Annotated in this window: 15 protein-coding genes; 5 read left to right on the top strand and 10 right to left on the bottom strand. The window is 72.1% G+C overall.

Annotation, left to right across the window (positions count from 1 at the left end):
- Positions 1-6: 6 nt before the first annotated feature.
- Positions 7-1935, bottom strand: a complete 1929-nt coding sequence (locus tag H4N58_RS14620) for an FtsX-like permease family protein (protein ID WP_167250032.1) — start codon at positions 1933-1935, stop codon at positions 7-9.
- Positions 1935-2702, bottom strand: coding sequence for an ABC transporter ATP-binding protein (locus tag H4N58_RS14615; RefSeq protein ID WP_167250034.1), 768 nt, complete (start codon positions 2700-2702; stop codon positions 1935-1937). The genes H4N58_RS14620 and H4N58_RS14615 overlap by 1 nt, the downstream gene beginning before the upstream one ends.
- Positions 2703-2811: 109 nt before the next feature.
- On the opposite strand from H4N58_RS14615, the gene H4N58_RS14610 reads away from it, so the two are divergent.
- Positions 2812-4098, top strand: coding sequence for a sensor histidine kinase (locus H4N58_RS14610; protein ID WP_167250036.1), 1287 nt, complete (start codon positions 2812-2814; stop codon positions 4096-4098).
- Positions 4080-4742, top strand: a complete 663-nt coding sequence (locus H4N58_RS14605) for a response regulator transcription factor (protein WP_167004417.1) — start codon at positions 4080-4082, stop codon at positions 4740-4742. The genes H4N58_RS14610 and H4N58_RS14605 overlap by 19 nt, the downstream gene beginning before the upstream one ends.
- A gap of 4 nt (positions 4743-4746) precedes the next feature.
- Here the strand turns inward: H4N58_RS14605 and H4N58_RS14600 are convergent, their stop codons facing one another.
- Positions 4747-5733 (bottom strand): sigma-70 family RNA polymerase sigma factor, encoded by a 987-nt coding sequence (locus H4N58_RS14600; RefSeq protein ID WP_167250038.1) that lies wholly within the window; start codon positions 5731-5733, stop codon positions 4747-4749.
- Between the two features lie 31 nt (positions 5734-5764).
- Here H4N58_RS14600 and H4N58_RS14595 point away from each other — a divergent pair, with 31 nt between their 5' ends.
- From H4N58_RS14595 to H4N58_RS14585, 3 genes are all read left to right on the top strand, one after another.
- A complete protein-coding gene (locus H4N58_RS14595) occupies positions 5765-6619 on the top strand; it encodes an SgcJ/EcaC family oxidoreductase (RefSeq protein WP_167250048.1) in 855 nt (284 codons plus the stop codon).
- Positions 6620-6712: 93 nt separating this feature from the next.
- Entirely contained in the window at positions 6713-7768 is a 1056-nt protein-coding gene (locus tag H4N58_RS14590) for a PIG-L family deacetylase (protein WP_167004394.1), read from the top strand.
- Positions 7765-9579: a cell wall metabolism sensor histidine kinase WalK gene (locus H4N58_RS14585; protein ID WP_167004391.1), complete on the top strand. Its 1815-nt coding sequence runs from the start codon at positions 7765-7767 to the stop codon at positions 9577-9579. Before H4N58_RS14590 ends, H4N58_RS14585 begins: the two co-directional genes overlap by 4 nt.
- Here H4N58_RS14585 and H4N58_RS14580 read toward each other — a convergent pair.
- The 7 genes from H4N58_RS14580 to H4N58_RS14550 all read right to left on the bottom strand — a co-directional run bounded on the left by H4N58_RS14580 (position 9533) and on the right by H4N58_RS14550 (position 17794).
- Complete coding sequence (locus H4N58_RS14580; protein WP_167250050.1) at positions 9533-10804, bottom strand: hypothetical protein; 1272 nt, start codon at positions 10802-10804, stop codon at positions 9533-9535. The two genes, H4N58_RS14585 and H4N58_RS14580, sit on opposite strands and share 47 nt — an antisense overlap.
- The gene (locus H4N58_RS14575; RefSeq protein ID WP_167250052.1) at positions 10732-12009 is read right to left on the bottom strand and encodes a glycosyltransferase family 2 protein; all 1278 of its coding nucleotides are present in this window, start codon (positions 12007-12009) and stop codon (positions 10732-10734) included. The genes H4N58_RS14580 and H4N58_RS14575 overlap by 73 nt, the downstream gene beginning before the upstream one ends.
- The gene (locus H4N58_RS14570) at positions 12006-12917 is read right to left on the bottom strand and encodes an ATP-grasp domain-containing protein (RefSeq protein WP_167250054.1); all 912 of its coding nucleotides are present in this window, start codon (positions 12915-12917) and stop codon (positions 12006-12008) included. Before H4N58_RS14570 ends, H4N58_RS14575 begins: the two co-directional genes overlap by 4 nt.
- 49 nt (positions 12918-12966) lie before the next feature.
- Positions 12967-14301, bottom strand: a complete 1335-nt coding sequence (locus H4N58_RS14565; protein WP_243845073.1) for a lipase family protein — start codon at positions 14299-14301, stop codon at positions 12967-12969.
- Positions 14302-14598: 297 nt separating this feature from the next.
- The gene (locus H4N58_RS14560; protein WP_167250056.1) at positions 14599-16098 is read right to left on the bottom strand and encodes a DUF4153 domain-containing protein; all 1500 of its coding nucleotides are present in this window, start codon (positions 16096-16098) and stop codon (positions 14599-14601) included.
- Positions 16095-17105, bottom strand: coding sequence for an ATP-binding protein (locus tag H4N58_RS14555; protein ID WP_167250058.1), 1011 nt, complete (start codon positions 17103-17105; stop codon positions 16095-16097). Before H4N58_RS14555 ends, H4N58_RS14560 begins: the two co-directional genes overlap by 4 nt.
- Positions 17102-17794, bottom strand: coding sequence for a response regulator transcription factor (locus H4N58_RS14550; RefSeq protein WP_167004375.1), 693 nt, complete (start codon positions 17792-17794; stop codon positions 17102-17104). Before H4N58_RS14550 ends, H4N58_RS14555 begins: the two co-directional genes overlap by 4 nt.
- Positions 17795-17821: the final 27 nt, after the last annotated feature.

Raw genomic sequence — 17821 nt, 5'->3', positions numbered from 1 at the left:
TCGCCGTCACTCGACCGTGGCCTCCGACGGGCTCGTACGGCGGAGCATGAACCGGGTCGGGGCGAGCGCTGCACCGATGGCGGTCACGGCGCAGGCGGCGCCGATCACGAGAAGGCTTCCCCAGGGGACGGTCGCCGCCATGTCGGGGAGCCGCTCTGACAGGGAGGCGTGCATCAGCGCGCCGATCCCTGCCATAGTGAGCGCGCCGAGGAGCAGTGCGGCCGCCGAGACGAGCGCGGACTCCCACAGCACCATGCGACGTACCTGCCGGGTCGTGGCGCCGATCAGGCGCGTCGTCACGAACTCGTGCCGACGCTGGAGGCTGCCCATCAGCAGCGTGTTGGCGATCGCGATCGCCGAGTAGACCCCCGCGGGTCCGAGGAGGACCAGGATCGCGATCTGGTTCATGTGCCGCTGCTCCGCATCGCGCTGGTCGATCCACGAGCCGGCGGTGGACACGTCGGCCCCGCTCGCCGCGAGCTCGGTGTCAAGGACGCGGAGGGTCTCGCTCGCCGGCACCCCCGACGCGGGGAGGACGAAAGCGTGCTCCGGGACGCCCTCGGGTGCGTGTCTGAGCGCGAGCGCCCGCGGCACCAGGACGTCCGCCTGGAGCTCCGGGGCGTCGTCGACCACGGCGACGGTCGTCAGCCGCGCCGTCGTGCCGTCGGGAAAGGTGAACGCCACCCGGTCGCCGACGCGCTGGCCGTAGTCGCGGGCGTACTGCTGCGACAACGCGACAGTCTGCCCCGACAGGTCGTCGAGCGAGCCCGTACGCGCACGTGTCCCGCGGGCCGCGGCAGCCGCCGACGGGTCGATGCCCTCGGCGGTCTCCCGTACGGTCTCGCCGTGCATGCGGGCTTTGACCACCACGGGGACACCCGCGTCGAGCGTGCCGACGACGCGCGACCGCTCGAGGGCGTCCATCGCGTCGGGGTTGCCGTCGGTCTGGACGACGACCGGTGCCTGGAGCCGCTCGGTCGTGAGCGCGCGCACCCAGTCGACGGAGAAGCTCATCGTGAGCAGCAGCGAGCCGGCGATCGCGGAGATTGCGAGGATCGGCGCCGCGAGCGAGGCCGTACGCCGCGACTGCGCGGACACGTTGTCGCGAGCGAGTCGCAGCGCCACGTCCCCGCGGGGCCCGAGCCGTCCGACGAGGCGCGCGACCGGGGGGATGACGAGCTGGCCGAAGCACACCAGGGCGATGACGATCAGCTGCGGCGCGAAGATGGCGAAGAGGATGACGAGCTCGCTGTCGAGCGTGCCTGTGCCGACGAGCATCGCGACAGAGCCCGCCACGCAGGCCACCCCGGTGACGGCACGCCAGAACCCGATCCGGCGGCGCTCGACGGCCGACTCGCGAAGGGCGTCGACGGCGGGGACACGCGACGCTCGTCGTGCGGCCGCGCGTGCACCCAGCAAGGCCACCAGCACCCCCGTCGGCAGCGCGATCGACACCGCCCACCACGGCGAGGGCGTCGACATCCCCTCCGGTGCGAGCCCGCGCTGCGCGAGGAACCACAGCGTCGGACCCGTCAGCAGGTGGCCGACCACGACGCCTGCACAGGCGGCGAAGAGCGCCACCACGAGAGCCTCCGCCCGGATCATCCGCCGTACCTGCCGGGGTGTGGCGCCGACAAGCCGGAGGAGGGCGAGCTCGCGGCGGCGGGCCGAGACGACGAACGAGAACGTGCTCGCGACGACGAAGATGGCCATGAACCCGGAGATCCCCGCCATGAAGCCGAGCATCGACAGGAGACCGTCGAGCTGCTCGCGCGCGGCGTCCTCGCCAGCGCCCAGGGCGTCGTACGCCGTGCCTGCCGCTGCGGTCAGCTCGGTGGCGAGCCCGATGAGCGCCACCCCCAGCGCGAGCGCGACGAACGCGCCGACATACAGCGTCCAGCTGCTCCGGACGACCTGCCTGCTGAGCGACAGCATCACCGCTCCATCTCGCTCATCGCGGCAGCGATCTGGGTCGCCGTCGCGCTGGTCAGGGAGCCCACCACGCGCCCGTCCTGGAGGAACAGGACCGAGTCCGCGGTGGCGGCGGCGACCGGGTCGTGGGTCACCATGACGATCGTGAGGCCGTCACGGTCGACGGCGGCGCGCAGCTGCGCCAGGACGTCGCGGCTCGTCGCGCGGTCGAGCGCGCCTGTCGGCTCGTCCGCGAAGACCACCGACGGTCGCGCGACGAGGGCGCGCGCGATCGCGACCCGCTGCTGCTGCCCGCCGGACAGCTCCGCGGGGCGGCGCCGGTGATGGTTGCCGAGCCCCACCGTCGCGAGGGCGCCGAGGACGACGTCGCGTCGGGGCCGCTGGCCCGCGAGACGCAGGGGGAGCGCGACGTTGTCGTACGCGGTCAGCGCAGGGAGGAGGTTGTACGACTGGAAGACGAACCCCATCGCTCGTCGCCGCAGCTCGGTCGCCTGCACCTCGCCGAGCCGGCCGAGCTCGACGTCGCCGATCCACACCGATCCCGACGACGGCTGATCGAGTCCCGCCGCGCACTGGAGCAGGGTCGACTTGCCCGATCCCGACGGGCCCATCACCGCGGTGAAGGTGTGCGGAGCGAACGTGTGCGTGATCCCCTGGAGGGCGGTCACATCGCCAGCCGCAGAGGCGTACCGCTTGGTCACGGCGTCGAGGGTGATCGCATCGGTTGTCGTCGTCGGCGGGGCCGTCACGGTGGGAGTGGCGTTATTCATGGTTCCAGCGAACCGTCGCCGCCCGTGCTTTCCCCTGGCCTGCGCGCCCCATCGAGGTAGCGTGCGCGCTACTTCTTGACCCGCGTCCGCCGCCCTCTACGCTCGAGAGGTGAGTCGCTCGGGCACGGTCTGGTCGTCGCTGACGGGGAACCCCGCGCGGTTCCTCTTCTCGGCGTGGCCATGGCGCTCGCTCGCCTACCTGGCGTCGTCGGCGCTCGTCGGCGTCCTGGTCCTCGCCGTGTTCCTCGTCGTCGTCGCCGTCGGCGTCGTGACCAGCATCCTCGTCATCGGAGTGTTCGTGCTCGCCACGATCCCTGCGCTCGGTGTCGCGGTGGGGGCGATCGAGAGGCGTCGCCTGCGACTCATGCAGTCGCCGGGGGAGCCCGCCCTGCTCAGCCCTCACCCCGACCTCACGGGGCTCACGCTGCTCGCGCGCCTGCGACAGGTCCGCAAGGAGCCGGGGTCGTGGCGCGAGCTCGGCTACGCGATCCTCCTCGCCGTCGTCCTGTGGATCGTCGACGCGGTGCTCGTCTCGTTCGTCGCCACCTTCGTCGGCGGACTCGCCCTGTCGCCGTTGGGTGCTGCGTACGACCAGGTCATGGTGTTCGGGTGGACCTTCGACAGCACGGTGGAGGCGCTGCCGTTCGCGCTCGTGGCCACGCCGATCGCCCTCGTCATCAGCGCGTACCTCCTCACCGCGGCAGCAGCCGGCCAGGCCGCGCTCGCCCGCCTCCTTCTCAGCCCCACGGAGGAGAGGCTGGCGGCGCACGTCGCCGAGCTGCGCCGCTCGCGGATCAACCTCGTCGACGCCTTCGAGACCGAGCGGCGCCGCATCGAGCGCGACCTGCACGACGGGGTGCAGCAGCGTCTCGTGGCGCTGACGATGACCCTGGGTCGGGCCGAGATGGACGTCCCTCCAGGGGAGGGGCTCGACCTCGTGAAGCAGGCGCACCACGAAGCGGAGGAGGCGCTGGCCGATCTGCGCAGCGCGGTCCGTGGCATCCACCCGCGGGTGCTGGTCGACCACGGGATCGCCGCGGCCGTCCGTGAGGTGGCGGACCGTACGCCGATCCCCGTGTCGGTCGAGATCAGCCTGGATGTACGCCTGCCCCCGCCGATCGAGGCCGCGGCCTACTTCGTCGCGAGCGAGGGCCTCACCAACGTGGTCAAGCACGCCGACGCCCGCAGCGGTGCGGTGGTCGCGTGGGTCCGTGACGACCGGCTCGTCCTGACGGTCACCGACGACGGCGTCGGCGGAGCCACGGTCGAGCCGGGGAGCGGGCTCGCAGGTCTCGTGACTCGGCTCGATGCGCTCGGTGGCACCCTGGAGGTGTCGAGTCCCGTCGGAGGACCGACCCGGCTGCGGATGGAGTGCCCGTGCCAGATCGAGCCCTGACGATCGTCCTCGCCGAGGACTCGGCGCTGCTGCGCGAGGGCATGGTCGGCATCCTCGAGCGCGCGGGACACCGCGTGATCGCGGCCGTCGAGGACGGTGACGCGCTCGTCGCGTACGTGCGCCGCGAGCCGCCCGACGTCGTGATCACCGACGTGCGGATGCCGCCGGACCACTCCGACGAGGGGCTGCGTGCGGCGGCGACGATCCGCGAGACCCATCCCGACGTGGCTCTCCTCGTCCTGTCGCAGTACGTCGCGGACGCCTACCTCCCGACGCTTCTCGAGTCCACCGACGGGGGCGGGGTCGGCTATCTCCTCAAGGACCGCGTCGGGCACGTCGCCGAGTTCCTCCGCGACCTCGGGACGGTCGCCGACGGCGGGATGGTCGTCGACCCCGACGTCGTCCGGCAGCTGCTCGCGCGTCGTCGCGACGACGGGCCTCTGTCCGCGCTCACCGCCCGGGAGCGGGAGGTCCTGTCGCTGATGGCCGAGGGGCGGACGAACGGCTCGATCGCCGAGGCGCTGTTCGTGAGTGAGGCCGCCGTCCGCAAGCATGTGGGCAGCATCTTCGCCAAGCTCGACCTGGACCCTGCGAGCGACCGGCGCGTGTCGGCCGTCCTGACCTACCTCCGCGGCACCGGCTGAGGCGTCACCGCTGCACGGGGAGCGACACCGGCAGCCCGAACGCGGTGAAGTCCGCCTCGAGGAAGGCGACCACCTCGGTGACTCGTCCGTCCTCGACCGTGAGGACGTCCAGCCCGCCCGGTCGGAACTCCCCGCGCTCGGCGTCGCGCATATACGTCCCGAACGCGAGCTGCCCGTTCGCGGTCGTCGGCAGGAACCGCCAGGACTCCCGCACCGGGCCGCTGCGCAGGAACGCGGTGACGTCGGCAAGACCTGCGTACCAACGGGGGAGCGGCGGCATCGAGTAGCGGACGTCGTCGGCGAGCAGCGCCACGATCTGGTCGACGTCGCCCGCCTCCCACGCACGGGCGTAGCGGTCGGCCAGTGCGTCGAGCCCTCCGTCGTACGACGCTGGTGCCGGTGGCAGCCCGTCCGCGACTGCGGCGCGCGCCCGCTGCAGCAGGCTGTTCACCGCGGCGACGGTGAGGTCGAGGATGCCGGCGACCTCGGCTGCGCGGAACGCGAGCACCTCGCGCAGCAGGAGGACGGCGCGCTGCGACGCCGGGAGGTGCTGCAACGCGGCGACGAACGCAAGGCGTACGGTCTCGCGGTCGACCGTCTGATCCTCGGGGGATGCCTCGAGCCAGCTTCCGGGCAGCGGCTCGAGCCACGCGACCTCGGTCGCGCCTGCGCCGAGAGCGACGGGGAGCTCGCGGCGGCCGCGTCGTTCGCTCAGCGTCAGGCAGCGATTGGTGGCGATGCGGTAGAGCCAGGCCCGCAGGTGCCGGCCGTCGAAGCGTGCGAGGCCCTGCCACGCGCGGACCAGCGTCTCCTGCTCCGCGTCCGCCGCGTCCGCGGTCGAGCCGAGCATCCGGTAGCAGTGGAGGCGCAGCTCGCGGCGGTACGGCGTGACGAGGCGCGCGAAGGCGTCCTCGTCGCCGGCGCGAGCGCTCGCGAGGTCGTCCTCGTGGTCGTCGCGATGAGTTTCGTCGCTCTGCGAGGTTCCTTCCACGACAGCACACTCTCAGACCGGAGGCTCCGCGATGGACCACGAATCCGACATCCGCACCCTGGTGACCCGCTGGATCGACGCCGTCGACCGTGGGACCGACCTCGACGCCGTGCTCGCCGACCACACCGACGACGTCGTGATGTACGACGTCCCTCCGCCGTACGAGGGCAACCGCGGCATGCAGGCGTACCGCGACTCGTGGCCTGCGTTCCTCGCCTGGCAGCGCGGCGACGGACAGTTCGCCCTCGAGTCCCTGGAGATCACGGCGGGAGACGACGTCGCGTTCGCGCACGGGCTCGTCGTCTGCCGCTCGACGGGGGCCCACGACGAGCACCCCGACCAGCGGCTGCGCCTCACCCTCGGCCTGCGCCGGGTCGAGGGACGGTGGCGCATCGCGCACGAGCACCACTCGTTCGCCGACGACCGTGACCGGCGCGACCGCGCCGGCGAGGCTGACATCGCGGCGGTGCTGCGACGCTGGCACGACGACACCGCCGCCAAGAACCTCGACGGCCTGATGGCCGACATCGCGAGGGACGTGGCGTCGTACGAGTACGAGGAGCCGCACGTGCTCCCCGACGTCGACGCCGTCCGTGAGAACTGCCGTCGGGGGCTGGAGGCGACGCAGGAGAAGGTCGACTTCACGGTGGTCGACCCCGAGATCGTCGTCCGCGACGACGTCGCCGTGGCGTGGGGGCTCGACCGCGTCGAGGTCCCGCAGGCGGAGGGGGACAGCGTCACGACCTGGTCGCGCGGGACACGCGTCTTCCGGCGGCGAGACGGGAAGTGGCTGCTGGTCCACCAGCACCTCTCGTACCCGCTCACCACCGGCACCGACCGGGCTCGGGTGGACCTCCCACCTCCCACGGTGGCGGCGATCGGCTGAGGTGCTCGCACCCGTCCTGACGTCGTTTCCGCCTCGCTCGTCCGACCCCGCGGATATAGGTTGCTGCCAATCGAGTCGGTTGAGGGGGAGATCGTGGACGTCCAGAAGCTCCGGGCATTGGTGATCGAGGACGATCCGGACGCGGCCAACTTCGCCCGGATCGCGCTCGAGCGCTTCGCGGACATGGAGGTCGCCATCGCCTCCGACGCGGAGGAGGCGCTCACGGTCCTCGCCGTCGACCGTTTCGACGTGATCGTGAGCGACATCGAGCTTCCCGGACGTTCGGGGCTGGACATCCTTCCCCAGGTGCGGATGCTCGCCCCCGGTGTCCCGGTCGTGATCCTCACCGCGCACGGGGTCGTCTCGTACGCGGTCGAGGCCCTGCGCAGCGACGCCGACGAGTTCCTGGTCAAGCCGATCGCGCCCACGGACCTCGCGGCCCGGGCGACCCAGCTCGCGCAGGAGGCGAAGCTGGTCCGCTCGCGGTCCCGTTCGGTCGTGCTGGCGGTCGGCGCGCACCCCGACGACGTCGAGATCGGGATCGGCGCGACGCTCGCGGCACACGCGGCCGCTGGCGACCAGCTGGTGATCATGACGCTCTCGGGCGGCGCGATCGGGGGCGAGGCGGCGGTGCGTCACGAGGAGGCGCTCGCCGCGGCCGCGGTCGTCGGCGCACGTCTGGTGCACCTGGACTTCCAGGACACCTATCTCGACCCGGCCGACGGGGTCATCACGGCGATCGAGGAGGTCGTCGCCGAGGTGCAGCCGGACCGCGTCTACACGCACAGCGCGCGAGACCGGCACCAGGACCACCGTGCGGTCCACGAGGCCGTGCAGGTCGCCGCGCGGCGGGTCCCTGGCCTGTGGTGCTACCAGAGCCCGTCGAGCACCGTGGAGTTCCGCCCCAACCGCTTCATCGACGTCGAGGGCTACGTGGAGACCAAACTGAGGATGCTCGCCGCGTACGCGTCGCAACGTCATCGCGACTACGTGCAGCCCGAGCTGGTGAGGGCGACGGCGCGCTACTGGTCGCGCTTCAGCCCGGCGCGTGACGTCGAGCCCCTCGAGACGGTGCGCGCGGCGGAGCTGGTGGCGGCCCCGGAGGTCGTGGCGACGGCGGAGGCCGATTCCGTGAGAGAGCACGCGTGACGACGCAGGCTCGCCCGAGGTCACGGCTGCGTCGGCTGACCCGGGTCTTCGGCAGCCAGTTCGACCCCGAGATGGTCGGACTTCGCGAACTCCCGTTCACGGGCGTGTTCGGGATCGTCGTCGCGGTGGAGGTCGTTCGAGGGACGATCCCGCACCCGCGGTCGACGGTCGTCGCCGTGAGCATCGTCATCGTCGTGCAGCTGGTCGCCCTGTTCGGCGCGTGGGAGCGGTGGCCGCACTGGTGGCAATACGCGCTACCCCTCGCGCAGATCGCGGCCCTGGGCGGACTCGCGTACGGCTCCGGGGAGGCCGCGAGCTACTTCTCGAGCATGCTCTTCCTGCCGGTCATCAACCTCGCACTCCAGCCTGGCTACCTGGGGCTCGCGCTCGGGACCGCCGGGGCCGGGGTCGTGACCATGCTCCCGGCGTTCCTGTCGGTCCGTCCCGACGTCTCCCCGTCGGCGCCGACCCGGGCGATCGTGGTGACCACGTGCGCGTTCCTGGTCGGCACCGGTGCGTCCGCCGTCACGCAGCGGCTGCGCGAGCAGGCGGCGACGCTCGAGTCGCTGCGTCGGCAGCAGGTCGCGACGATGCACTCGCTCGAAGGGAGCCGCGACCGGCTGCAGGCGCTCTCCGCTCGGCTCGAGCAGTCACGCGACCTGCTGGCGAGTGTGGTCGAGGCCGCCACCGAGCAGCTCATCGTCGGGACGGACGAGGTCGGGACGATCATGATCAACAGCCCAGGTGCTCGTGTGCTCCTGGGCGGCACCGACGCAGTGCTGACCGGATCGTCGGTCACCGACTTCTTCGACCCCGAGGGCCTCCGCGGTGCTGCCGCGGCTCGCGGGCTGGGGAGCACGGCTGTCGACCTCCTCCAGGGCCTCGTCGGGGAGGCCGGCGTGGGGCGTCCGGAGCACCGGGAGTGGACGTTGGTGCGCCTCGACGGTTCGTCCCTGCCGGTCGAGGTGACGGTCACGCGCCGGTCGTTGCTCGACGACGCTGAGGCGGACGGATACCTCTTCGTCGCGACCGACCTGACCCAGCGGAAGGAGGCCGAGCGCCTCCAGGACGAGTTCATCGGGCTCGTCAGCCACGAGCTGCGGACGCCGCTGGCGTCGATCATGGGGTACGTCGAGCTGCTGCGGTCCGACGAGGGCGCGCTCACCGTCGCGCAGAACCACTCGCTCGACGTGGTCGAACGCAACGCTCAGAGGCTGCTCCGGCTGGTCGAGGACCTTCTCCTCAGCGTGCAGGTCGTGGCGGGGACCTTCGCCCTCGACGCCCGTCCTCTCGACGCTACGGAGACGGTCCGACGATCGGTCGCGAATCTGATGCCCACCGCCGACACGGCCGGCGTGACCGTGACGGTCGACGCACCGGAGGGGGTGTCTCTCGTGACCGACCCCGAACGACTCGGACAGGTCGTCGAGAACCTCGTCGCGAACGCGGTGAAGTTCTCCGCGCGCGGGGGGACGGTCCGTGTCTCCGTCCACGCGACCGCCGCCGGTGACGGTGGCCGGGGAGCAGAGCTCGTGGTCGCCGACGACGGTGCCGGCATGACCGCCGACGAGCTCGAGCGGGTCACCAAGCGCTTCTTCCGGACCCGTACGGCGCAGCAGCAGCGGGTCCGTGGCCTCGGCCTGGGCCTTTCGATCGTCGACGCGATCGTCACCGCGCACGGCGGGACGATGGCGATCCGCAGCACACCGCGGGAGGGGACGACGGTCACGGTCGATCTTCCCGACGCCCGCGAGGCGCCGGCAGTCAGCGCTGATCCGGATCCACAGGCGACGCTGCCCCCGTCGACGTAGTCGTATCGGCCCACGCGGACCGGAGGACATCCCAGTCGCCCGCGGTCATCAACGAGTACGGGGTGACGTTGACATTGGTGATCCCGTTCGTGGCAGCACTCCGTACGGCGCTGTCGAGCGCGGTCGTCGTGATCCGGCGCGCCTTGCCCGTCGACCGGTCGCCCCACAGGCCGACCGAGACCAGGAACCGAGTCATGTCGTACCCGCCGTCTCGCAGCGCGGCCGTGACCTGCTCGATGTCGGCCGGCGGGCGGAGCGGGATGCCGATGTATGCCCACAGCTGTAGGCGCAGGTCGCGGACGGAGGACAGCAGGATCCGGTAGTCCTGCCCGCTCTTCGGTCGACCGGACGCCGGGTCCTCCCAGTCGACCCCCACGTCCATCGTCAGCCCGATCTGCCGGCCCTCGCCGTCCCGCACGGCGTCGAGGGCCGTACGCATCCGGCCCAGCAGTCCGGCGATCACCTCCGAGCGCCACCTGCCGATCAGCGGCGACTCGGTGTCGATGGCGCCGTCCTCGGTGCGCGGCCAGTCCGCCTCCGCGGACATCTCGCGGTAGAGGGCGAGGTCCTCGTCGCCGTAGGTGTAGGCGCTGAAGAACAGCTCGGTGACCTCGATCGCAGCGGGGTCGTAGCGCTCGCCCAGCGCGGCGACGTACGCGACCAGGCGGTCGCCGACCTCGCCGGTCGCGAGCTGCGTTGCCGAGGCGCCATGGGTGGAACGCCTCCCACGCACGCCCGTCCCGGCGACCCTCGGGTCCTCCTTGATCCACTCCGGGACGAAGGCGTCGACGATGAGGTTGATCTGGCGGGGGCTCCCGTCCGGCGCCTCGCGCAGCATCCGTGCCGCGACCGCGAGGTGGTCGGTGCCGGGCTCGGCGGCAGCGTCCGGGTGCTCCGACCAGTCGAACGCGGTGAACTCGACCCGTCCGGCGCCGAGGTTCACCGTCGTCGCGTGAGCGTCGGCGAGCTGCTCGGAGACGGCGTCCCAGTCGGTCTCGGGGTCGATGACCCTGCCGAAGTCGACGCTCAGCGACCGGACCTCCCTAGGGGCAGGGCTCGGGCGCAGGGTCGGGAGCGGGCCGTCGTCCTCCGGAGACGGATTGTCGGGCAGCAGCACGGCACCCACTGCCGCGGCGACGGCGAGCGTGCCGATCAGGACGATGCCCCGGAGTCGTCGACCAGGCCGTCCACCGACACCGTCCCGGTGCGGTCGAGCTTGTTCCATCGGTTCTCGGCTCCCTTCAGCTCGAGCCAGACTGCGCGCACCATCACGAGGCTCATCACACCTGAATAGACGGGCCAGGCCAGCAGCGTCCACACGTAGCGCAGGTCCCGGGGAGCCCGGTCGAGCGCGACCGCGAGGAGGAGCAGGACGACGGAGATCGGGAGGCCGACGAGGACCAGGGCCGTCCACAGGTTCGCGGGGAGCGCGGGGACGTCGCCGGCCGCCGCGAGCGAGGCGATCACGAGCACGGCGAGCACCTGGAGGAAGGGGACGACGATCTGCGTGACGGTGTTGAACACGAGGAAGGCGCCGAACGCCCCGTACCTCAGGTTGCCGACCATGCGCCGGTGCCGTCGGGTCACCTGGAGCAGACCCCGGGCCCACCGCACCCGCTGCCGCCACAGCGCGCGCGGGGTCGACGGCGACTCGGCGTAGAGCAGAGCGTGCGGGGCGAACGCGACGCGGTAACCCACGCCGTACACGCGCCACGTGAGCTCGAGGTCCTCGCCGACGGTGTCCTCGCGGACGGCTCCGACCACGTCGAGCACGTCACGGCGGAAGGCCCCGATGTTGCCCGACACGATCGGCAGGCATCCGAGCTCGTGCATCGCGCGGCGCATGAGGCCCGTGCCGAGATGACTGATCAGCGCCAGGAACCGGGTCTGCACGCGGTCGAGGTTCACGGGACGGTCGTTGCCGCAGACCGCGCCGACGTCCTCCTGCCGGAACGCCTGCAGCATGCGCGTGATCGTGTGCGGCCCGAAGAGGCCGTCGGCGTCGACGAGCATCAGCACCGAGCCACGAGCGTGCGCGATCCCGGTGTTGAGCGCCGCGCCCTTGCCGGCGTTGGCCTGGGTGAGCGCCGTGACCGGCCCTAGCTCGTCGGCGACCGCCTGCGCGACCGCGTACGTGTCGTCGGTGGACCCGTCGTCGACGCAGATCACCTCGTACCGGTCGTAGGCGCTGTTCGCGATCGAGCGCAGGCAGTTCTCGAGGACGACGCCCTCGTTGTAGGCGGGCACGACCACGCTCACGAACGGCGGCTCGGTGAAGATCGTGCCGACGTCGACAGGTCTCGTGTCGTCGGGGCCGCGGTGACGCACCTCGAACAGCAGCGAGAACGGCACGAAGAGCAGCCGGAGGAGACCTGCCACGAGCACGGTCACGCTCACCACGGTCGCGAGCGCACCGAGGAAGGCACTCACGGCTTGGGGCCGAGCCACTCGTCGAGGACTAGGTCGAGCAGCTCGGGTGCGTGCGCGGACAGGGCGCCGAACCGGCCGTTGACCTCCAGCACGTACGGCGCGCCGGCCGTGTCCCGACGCACGTCCATGTCGACCGGACCGACGAGGTCGAGCGCCTCGACGGTCGCGGCAGCGATCTGGGTGACATCGGGGACGGCGCTGTCCGGCAGGCGTACGGCGTCGGCCGCGTTGCCGACGCGGCCCTCCTTGAGCACCGTCTTCTCGAGGACCACGACGGTCGTAAGCCCGGTGCGTGGTGAGCGGTAGACCTGCGGGGCGTACTCGGGTCCGTCGACGAAGCCCTGCACGATCCATGAGGCATCGGTGGCCGACCAGTCGAGGTCCTCGGGCTTCTCCACGACCGAGACGCCGCGCCCGCCGCGCGACACCCGAGGCTTGACCACGACCGGTCCGCCGGCCCACGCGAGCGCGCCGGCCGCGTCCGGCAGCTCGGAGGCTGCCGTGTGGACGGGCACCGGGACACCGGCGCTCGCGAGCGTCCACATCGTGAGGAGCTTGTCCGCGGCGAGGCCGGAGGCGCGAGCACTCGCGATCACCACCGAGGCGCGTGGCGCGGCTGCCTCCGCGATCACGTCCGCGAGGACGGCCGCCTGCGGGAGCTCGTCCTGAACCGTGGGGATCACGAGGTCGGGGCGGAAGCGCTCGACGACCGCACGCATCGACGGGGCGTACGCGGGGTCGGCCGCGGCGGCGACCGTGGCGGTGTCGGTGAACGGTCCTCCGTCGAGAGAGTCGAGGTCGACACCGATCGTGCGCAACGTACGCCCGTCGCGAGCACGGTCGGCGAGCTGACGACCGAGCGAGGACCCTGCAGGACCACCGGCGCCGGTGACGAGGACGGTGGGCATGCGGCGAGTCTGCCACCGACGGCGCCAGATCGCCTTCCGGCGCGTCACCTCACAGCATCAGCGGCAGCTTCCAGCAGTTGGAGTACGCCCGCCGGCCTTCGAGTCGGTCCGTGAGCCAGCCGATCGCCGACCCCTGGTCCTCGATGAGCGGCAGGAAGTGGTTCGTGAGCACGATCTTGTCACCGAGGTTGGGCAGGTAGATCGGCTCGTACGTGACGTTGGCGCCCTTGGCGCACCAGTCCACCGCGAGCTGACGGGCCTGACCGTGCGGGACGGTGTCGTCGGCGACGCCGGTGGCGACGCGCACGGGCGTGGACGGCTTGATCCTACCGATGCGCTGCGCGTCGACCGCCGCCTTCACCGCGGGCTCGCGGGCGATGACGTCGCCGAGCGAGATGCCCTGCTTGGTCCAGCTCTTGGTCTTGGCAAAGGGGTAGCCGAGGATGCCGTCGCCGACGCACATCGTCGAGACGTCGGCGAGCGCCGCGCGGCCAGCGTCGTTGATGTAGCTGTCGATGATCGGCTGGAGGGCAGGCTTGGCTTGGGCGAGCCCGCTCACCGTCCATCCGGCGGCCGCGGCGAGCGCGCTGCCATCGATGCCAGGGAGGACCTTCACGAGATCAGCCGGCGGAGCGCCCGCGTACACGCCGGCGAGCGTGACGTCCGGTGCGTACGTCGGCTGGAGCTCGGCCGCCGACGCGGTCGCGCCGCCGCCCTGGCTGTAGCCGTACAGGCCGACGGGGGAGGAGGCGGTGACCGAGGTCCCGGTCAGCGAGCGCGTCGCCCGTACGGCGTCGAGCACGGCGTGGCCCTCGTCGACACGGTTCACGTAGGTGTGCAGCCGGTCGGTCGCCCCGAGCCCGACGTAGTCGGTGACGGCGACCGCGATGCCCTTGGCGAGGAGGCGGTACGTGGCGAGGTTCTCGTAACCGACCGACACCGTGCCCTCGGTCAGGTTGAGCGCGAGCGCGTTCTCGAGCGCGAGCGACGCCGCGCACTGATCGCCTTGGCCCATGGTGCCGGGCGCCAGCACGACGAGCGGGCGCGGACCGCTGCCGGTCCACCGTGCGGCAGGCTCGATGTAGGCGCCGGTCACCGCGACGGGCTGGCCGTTCGAGTCGGTCGACTTGTACATCATCCGGGTCGCCGTCCCCGGGAGCGGACCGCTGAGGCCGGGCAGGCTGAGGCCGAGCGTGAGCGGCTCGCTCCGGATCAGGGCGCCGTTGGCGGACGGCAAGGACGTGGGCGGGTTGTAGAACGTCGGGATGGTGATGCCCCGGGAGACGACCGGGGTGTCCTCGGCCGCCGAGGCGGGCGCCTGGACGCCGAAGAGGACGAGCGCGGACAAGGCCGCGGTCATGAGGGGTCTGTGCAGCTGCTTCACGAGTGACTCCTGTATCGGTGGGTGCACGACGCCGACGAGAGCGTGGCGACGTGACGAGAATCCGACTGCGGTCACTCGCGGTAGCGAGGCGTGGCGCAGCGGGCAGTGCCCGCTGAAGGGTCCCCCGGGTGCGCGGGCTGCAACGTCTTCACGGCAGTTTTGCGAGGACGTTACTGATTGGTAACGGAGCCTAGGGGCTCGTGTTGTTTCGCGCACGATGTGGCGACGTCAACGATGGCGACGCGCCTGACGGATGCCGCCGGCGGGCTGGCCTTGTCGACCGGCGAGGCGATCCCCTCACCCCTGTGGCGAGCTCTCGCAGTCGCGTCCGCCGGCGAGGCCACCGGGTGCCGCCTCGTGGGCACGGGCACGGCCGAGGTTCCACTCCAACCAGTCGCCCGTACGGGCGGCGTCCACCCAGACGCACCCGCGCAGGTCGGCCGGCAGGTCCGCGAGGACCGGCGTGGCATCGGCGGAGAGGTCGGACAGGTAGTACCAGTCGATCTTGCCGGTGGCCTCGTACCGGTCGAGGTTGCGCTCGGCGATGTACGCGTCCGGGTTGAGCGCCGCCATCGCGAGGAGCGCGGCCGCCCCGGTGAGCAGGGCGGCGCGGGGGACCCACCGCCCCGAAAGCCTGATCCCCGCGACGAGGACGAGGAGGACCACGACGCCGAGCCACCCTTCGAAGAATGACACGAGGAGCCGGAGCTGGGTGAAGCCGTACGCCTCCTCGTACACGCTCATCCGGTGCAGCGCAGAGGCCACGACGACCAGCGTCAGCAGGCACAGCGCGCCCAGCACCATGCGCAGGAGCAGCCGGTCGCGGGCCGTCACGCGCGGGGCCTTCCGTGCCGCGAGCGCGACCACCGCGAGGGTGAGGAGCGTCGCGATCGTGAGCTGGGCGAAGCCCTGGTGCACGTACTCGGCGTACGTGAGTCCGGTCGTCCGTCGCAGGTAGTCGTGACCGCCGAACATCACGGTGAGCTGCGCGACGACGAAGACGGCGAACAGCCCGACGACCAGCGACACCGGCACCAGCCACTCGAAGCGTCGCACCACCGGGGAGCCGACCGGAACCGCCAGGCGCTCGACACGCGGCGGGTTGAGCGCGACGTAGACGCCGGCCAGCGTCAGGCCCCCGAGTGCCAGGCCGGTGAAGGCGCGAACGGGCATGTCGTCGAGGGTCAGGTCGGGCACGAGCGCGTCCGCCCAGCGGGCGAAGACCGCGTCGGCGGACGCGAAGAGCGCGCCGAAGACCGCGCCAGCGATGGCCGACAGCACGACCGTACGGACGATCGGGGCCCACGTGCGCGAACCGGGCGCGACGGTGAGCGACCTGCCCAGCCAGGGGAGCCCCCGTACCGCCGCGAGCGGGACCGCGGCCATCGAGGCGGCCATCCCGGGGACCGAGCGGCCCCCCGCCAGCGCCGTCGCGCCGACCGCGAACGCCGCGAGCAGGCACAAGATGCTCACCCACTCCGCCGCGAGCAGGAACAGCGGCGTCAGCAGGAGGACGCTCAGCGTGGCCGACACCAGGTGGTACGGGCGGCGGAACCGCTCGTCGGCGACGGCGACGACACCACAGACGCCGACGAAGACGAGGAACGTGCCGATCCCGAGGTCGCGGAACGGCAGCACCAGGGCGGCCAGCGCGCCGACGGCGGCGGCAGCGACGACAAGCCGGGGCCGTGCAGGTACCGACGGCTCGGGCCACAGCTGGCCGAAGAGGGCGTCGAGCAGGGGCTCGGGCTTCGGGGACGCTGGCGGAACGGGGTACGCAGGGCAGGCAGAGCTCACGCGGGTGTTCCTTCCGGGAGGTTCTCGGGGAGGCAGGCGCGGATCCGGCATCCGGTCGTGGTGTCGGCGACCTCGATCGAGCCGCCGTGCAGGTCGGTGACCCAGCGGGCGATCGCGAGGCCGAGGCCGGTGCCGCCGTCGTGCTGGCCGGCGCCGGTGCCGGTCGTGAAGCGCTCGAAGACGGCCGTCCGTTGGGTGGGGTCGATGCCGGGTCCTTCGTCAGAGACCTCGAGCACCATGCCGCGCTCGCCGGGCCGCGCCTGGACGTGCACGGCGCCCTGGTCGGGGCTGTGGCGTGCGGCGTTGTCGAGCAGGTTGGCGACGAGCTGGTGGAGCCGGGCGCGGTCGGCGCGTACGACGAGGTCGGACGGCTCGACCGACACCGCGAAGCGCACCGGCTGCCCGGTGAGCGCCGCTTCGCGGACGGCGTCGTCGAGGAACGGTCGTACCTCGATCGGTTGCGCGTCGAGTGCGCTGATCCCGGCATCGACGCGGGACAGGTCGAGCAGGTCGGAGACGAGGTGACCGAGCCGTTCGGTCTGCTCGAGCGCCGTACGGAGCTGCTCGGGGTCGGGATCGACGACGCCGTCGGCGAGGTTCTCCAGGAGCGCCCGCAGCGCCGTGACCGGAGTGCGCAGCTCGTGGGAGACGTTCGCGACGAGGTCGCGGCGCTGGCGGTCGACGGCTTCGAGGTCGGCGGCCATCGTGTTGAAGGCGCGGGCGAGCTCGCCGACCTCGTCGCGCGAGGATGCGGTCACCCGGCGGGAGTAGTCGCCGGTCGCCATCGTCCGTGCCGCCGCCGTCATCTCGCGCAGCGGCGACGTCATGCCGCGGGCGAGGAGCTGCGTGACGAGGAGCGCGACGGCGACCGTGGCGGGCACCGTCAGGAGCGGGTCGAGGCCGAGACGCGACCCGGCGAGGGGGAGCACGGCGGCGACGGCGACGGTCACCGCGACGAGGACCCCGAGCTTCGTCTTGATCGAACCGAGTCGGTCGAGCGGCCTCATGGCGTCACCTCGAGGGCGTACCCGACCCCGTGCACGGTGCGTACGGCCTCGGCGCCGATCTTGCCGCGCAGCGATCGGATGTGGCTGTCGACCGTACGGGTGCCGGCGGCGTCGCGCCAGTCCCAGACCTCGGCCAGCAGCTGCTCGCGGGTGAGGACCGTGCCGGGCTCGGTCGCAAGGCAGACCAGCAGGTCGAACTCGGTCGGGGTGAGGTGGACGAGCGTGCCGTCGAGCCGGACCTGGCGACGTGCACGGTCGACCTCGAGCGCACCGAGCGAGAGCGCCTCGGGCGCAGCGACCGTCAGCGCGGCCGCGCGCTCGACCCGCCGCAGGAGCGCCCGCACCCTCGCGACGAGCTCGCGCATGCTGAACGGCTTGGTGAGGTAGTCGTCCGCTCCGACCCCGAGCCCGACGAGGACGTCCGTCTCGTCGTCGCGGGCGGTGAGCATGAGGACCGGTACGGGGCGCTCGGCCTGCACGCGGCGGCACACCTCGTGGCCGTCGAATCCGGGCAGCATCACGTCGAGGACGACCAGGTCCGGTGGCCACTGGGCGGCGGTGGCGACGGCGCTCGGGCCGTCGTACTCCTGGCGGACCTCGAACCCCTCGGCGACGAGGCGGTCGACGACCGACTGGTTGATGACACGCTCGTCCTCGACGACGAGGATCCGTGCTGCCGGTGTGCCCATGTCCTGAGCGTAAGTTCGCGGCTGCGC

The organism is Mumia sp. ZJ1417 (genome assembly GCF_014127285.1).
Classification (GTDB): Bacteria; Actinomycetota; Actinomycetes; order Propionibacteriales; family Nocardioidaceae; genus Mumia.
Note: the sequence above shows the minus strand (reverse complement) of the source record. Positions and strands in the feature narration are given on the sequence as shown.

Excerpts from the sequence above, each read along its gene's own strand:
- H4N58_RS14620 (WP_167250032.1), bottom strand. The coding sequence starts at position 1,935 with ATGCTGTCGCTCAGCAGGCAGGTCGTCCGGAGCAGCTGGACGCTGTAT.
- H4N58_RS14615 (WP_167250034.1), bottom strand. The coding sequence starts at position 2,702 with ATGAATAACGCCACTCCCACCGTGACGGCCCCGCCGACGACGACAACC.
- H4N58_RS14595 (WP_167250048.1), top strand. The coding sequence starts at position 5,765 with ATGGACCACGAATCCGACATCCGCACCCTGGTGACCCGCTGGATCGAC.
- H4N58_RS14580 (WP_167250050.1), bottom strand. The coding sequence starts at position 10,804 with ATGGAACAAGCTCGACCGCACCGGGACGGTGTCGGTGGACGGCCTGGT.
- H4N58_RS14570 (WP_167250054.1), bottom strand. The coding sequence starts at position 12,917 with ATGCCCACCGTCCTCGTCACCGGCGCCGGTGGTCCTGCAGGGTCCTCG.
- H4N58_RS14555 (WP_167250058.1), bottom strand. The coding sequence starts at position 17,105 with ATGAGGCCGCTCGACCGACTCGGTTCGATCAAGACGAAGCTCGGGGTC.
- H4N58_RS14550 (WP_167004375.1), bottom strand. The coding sequence starts at position 17,794 with ATGGGCACACCGGCAGCACGGATCCTCGTCGTCGAGGACGAGCGTGTC.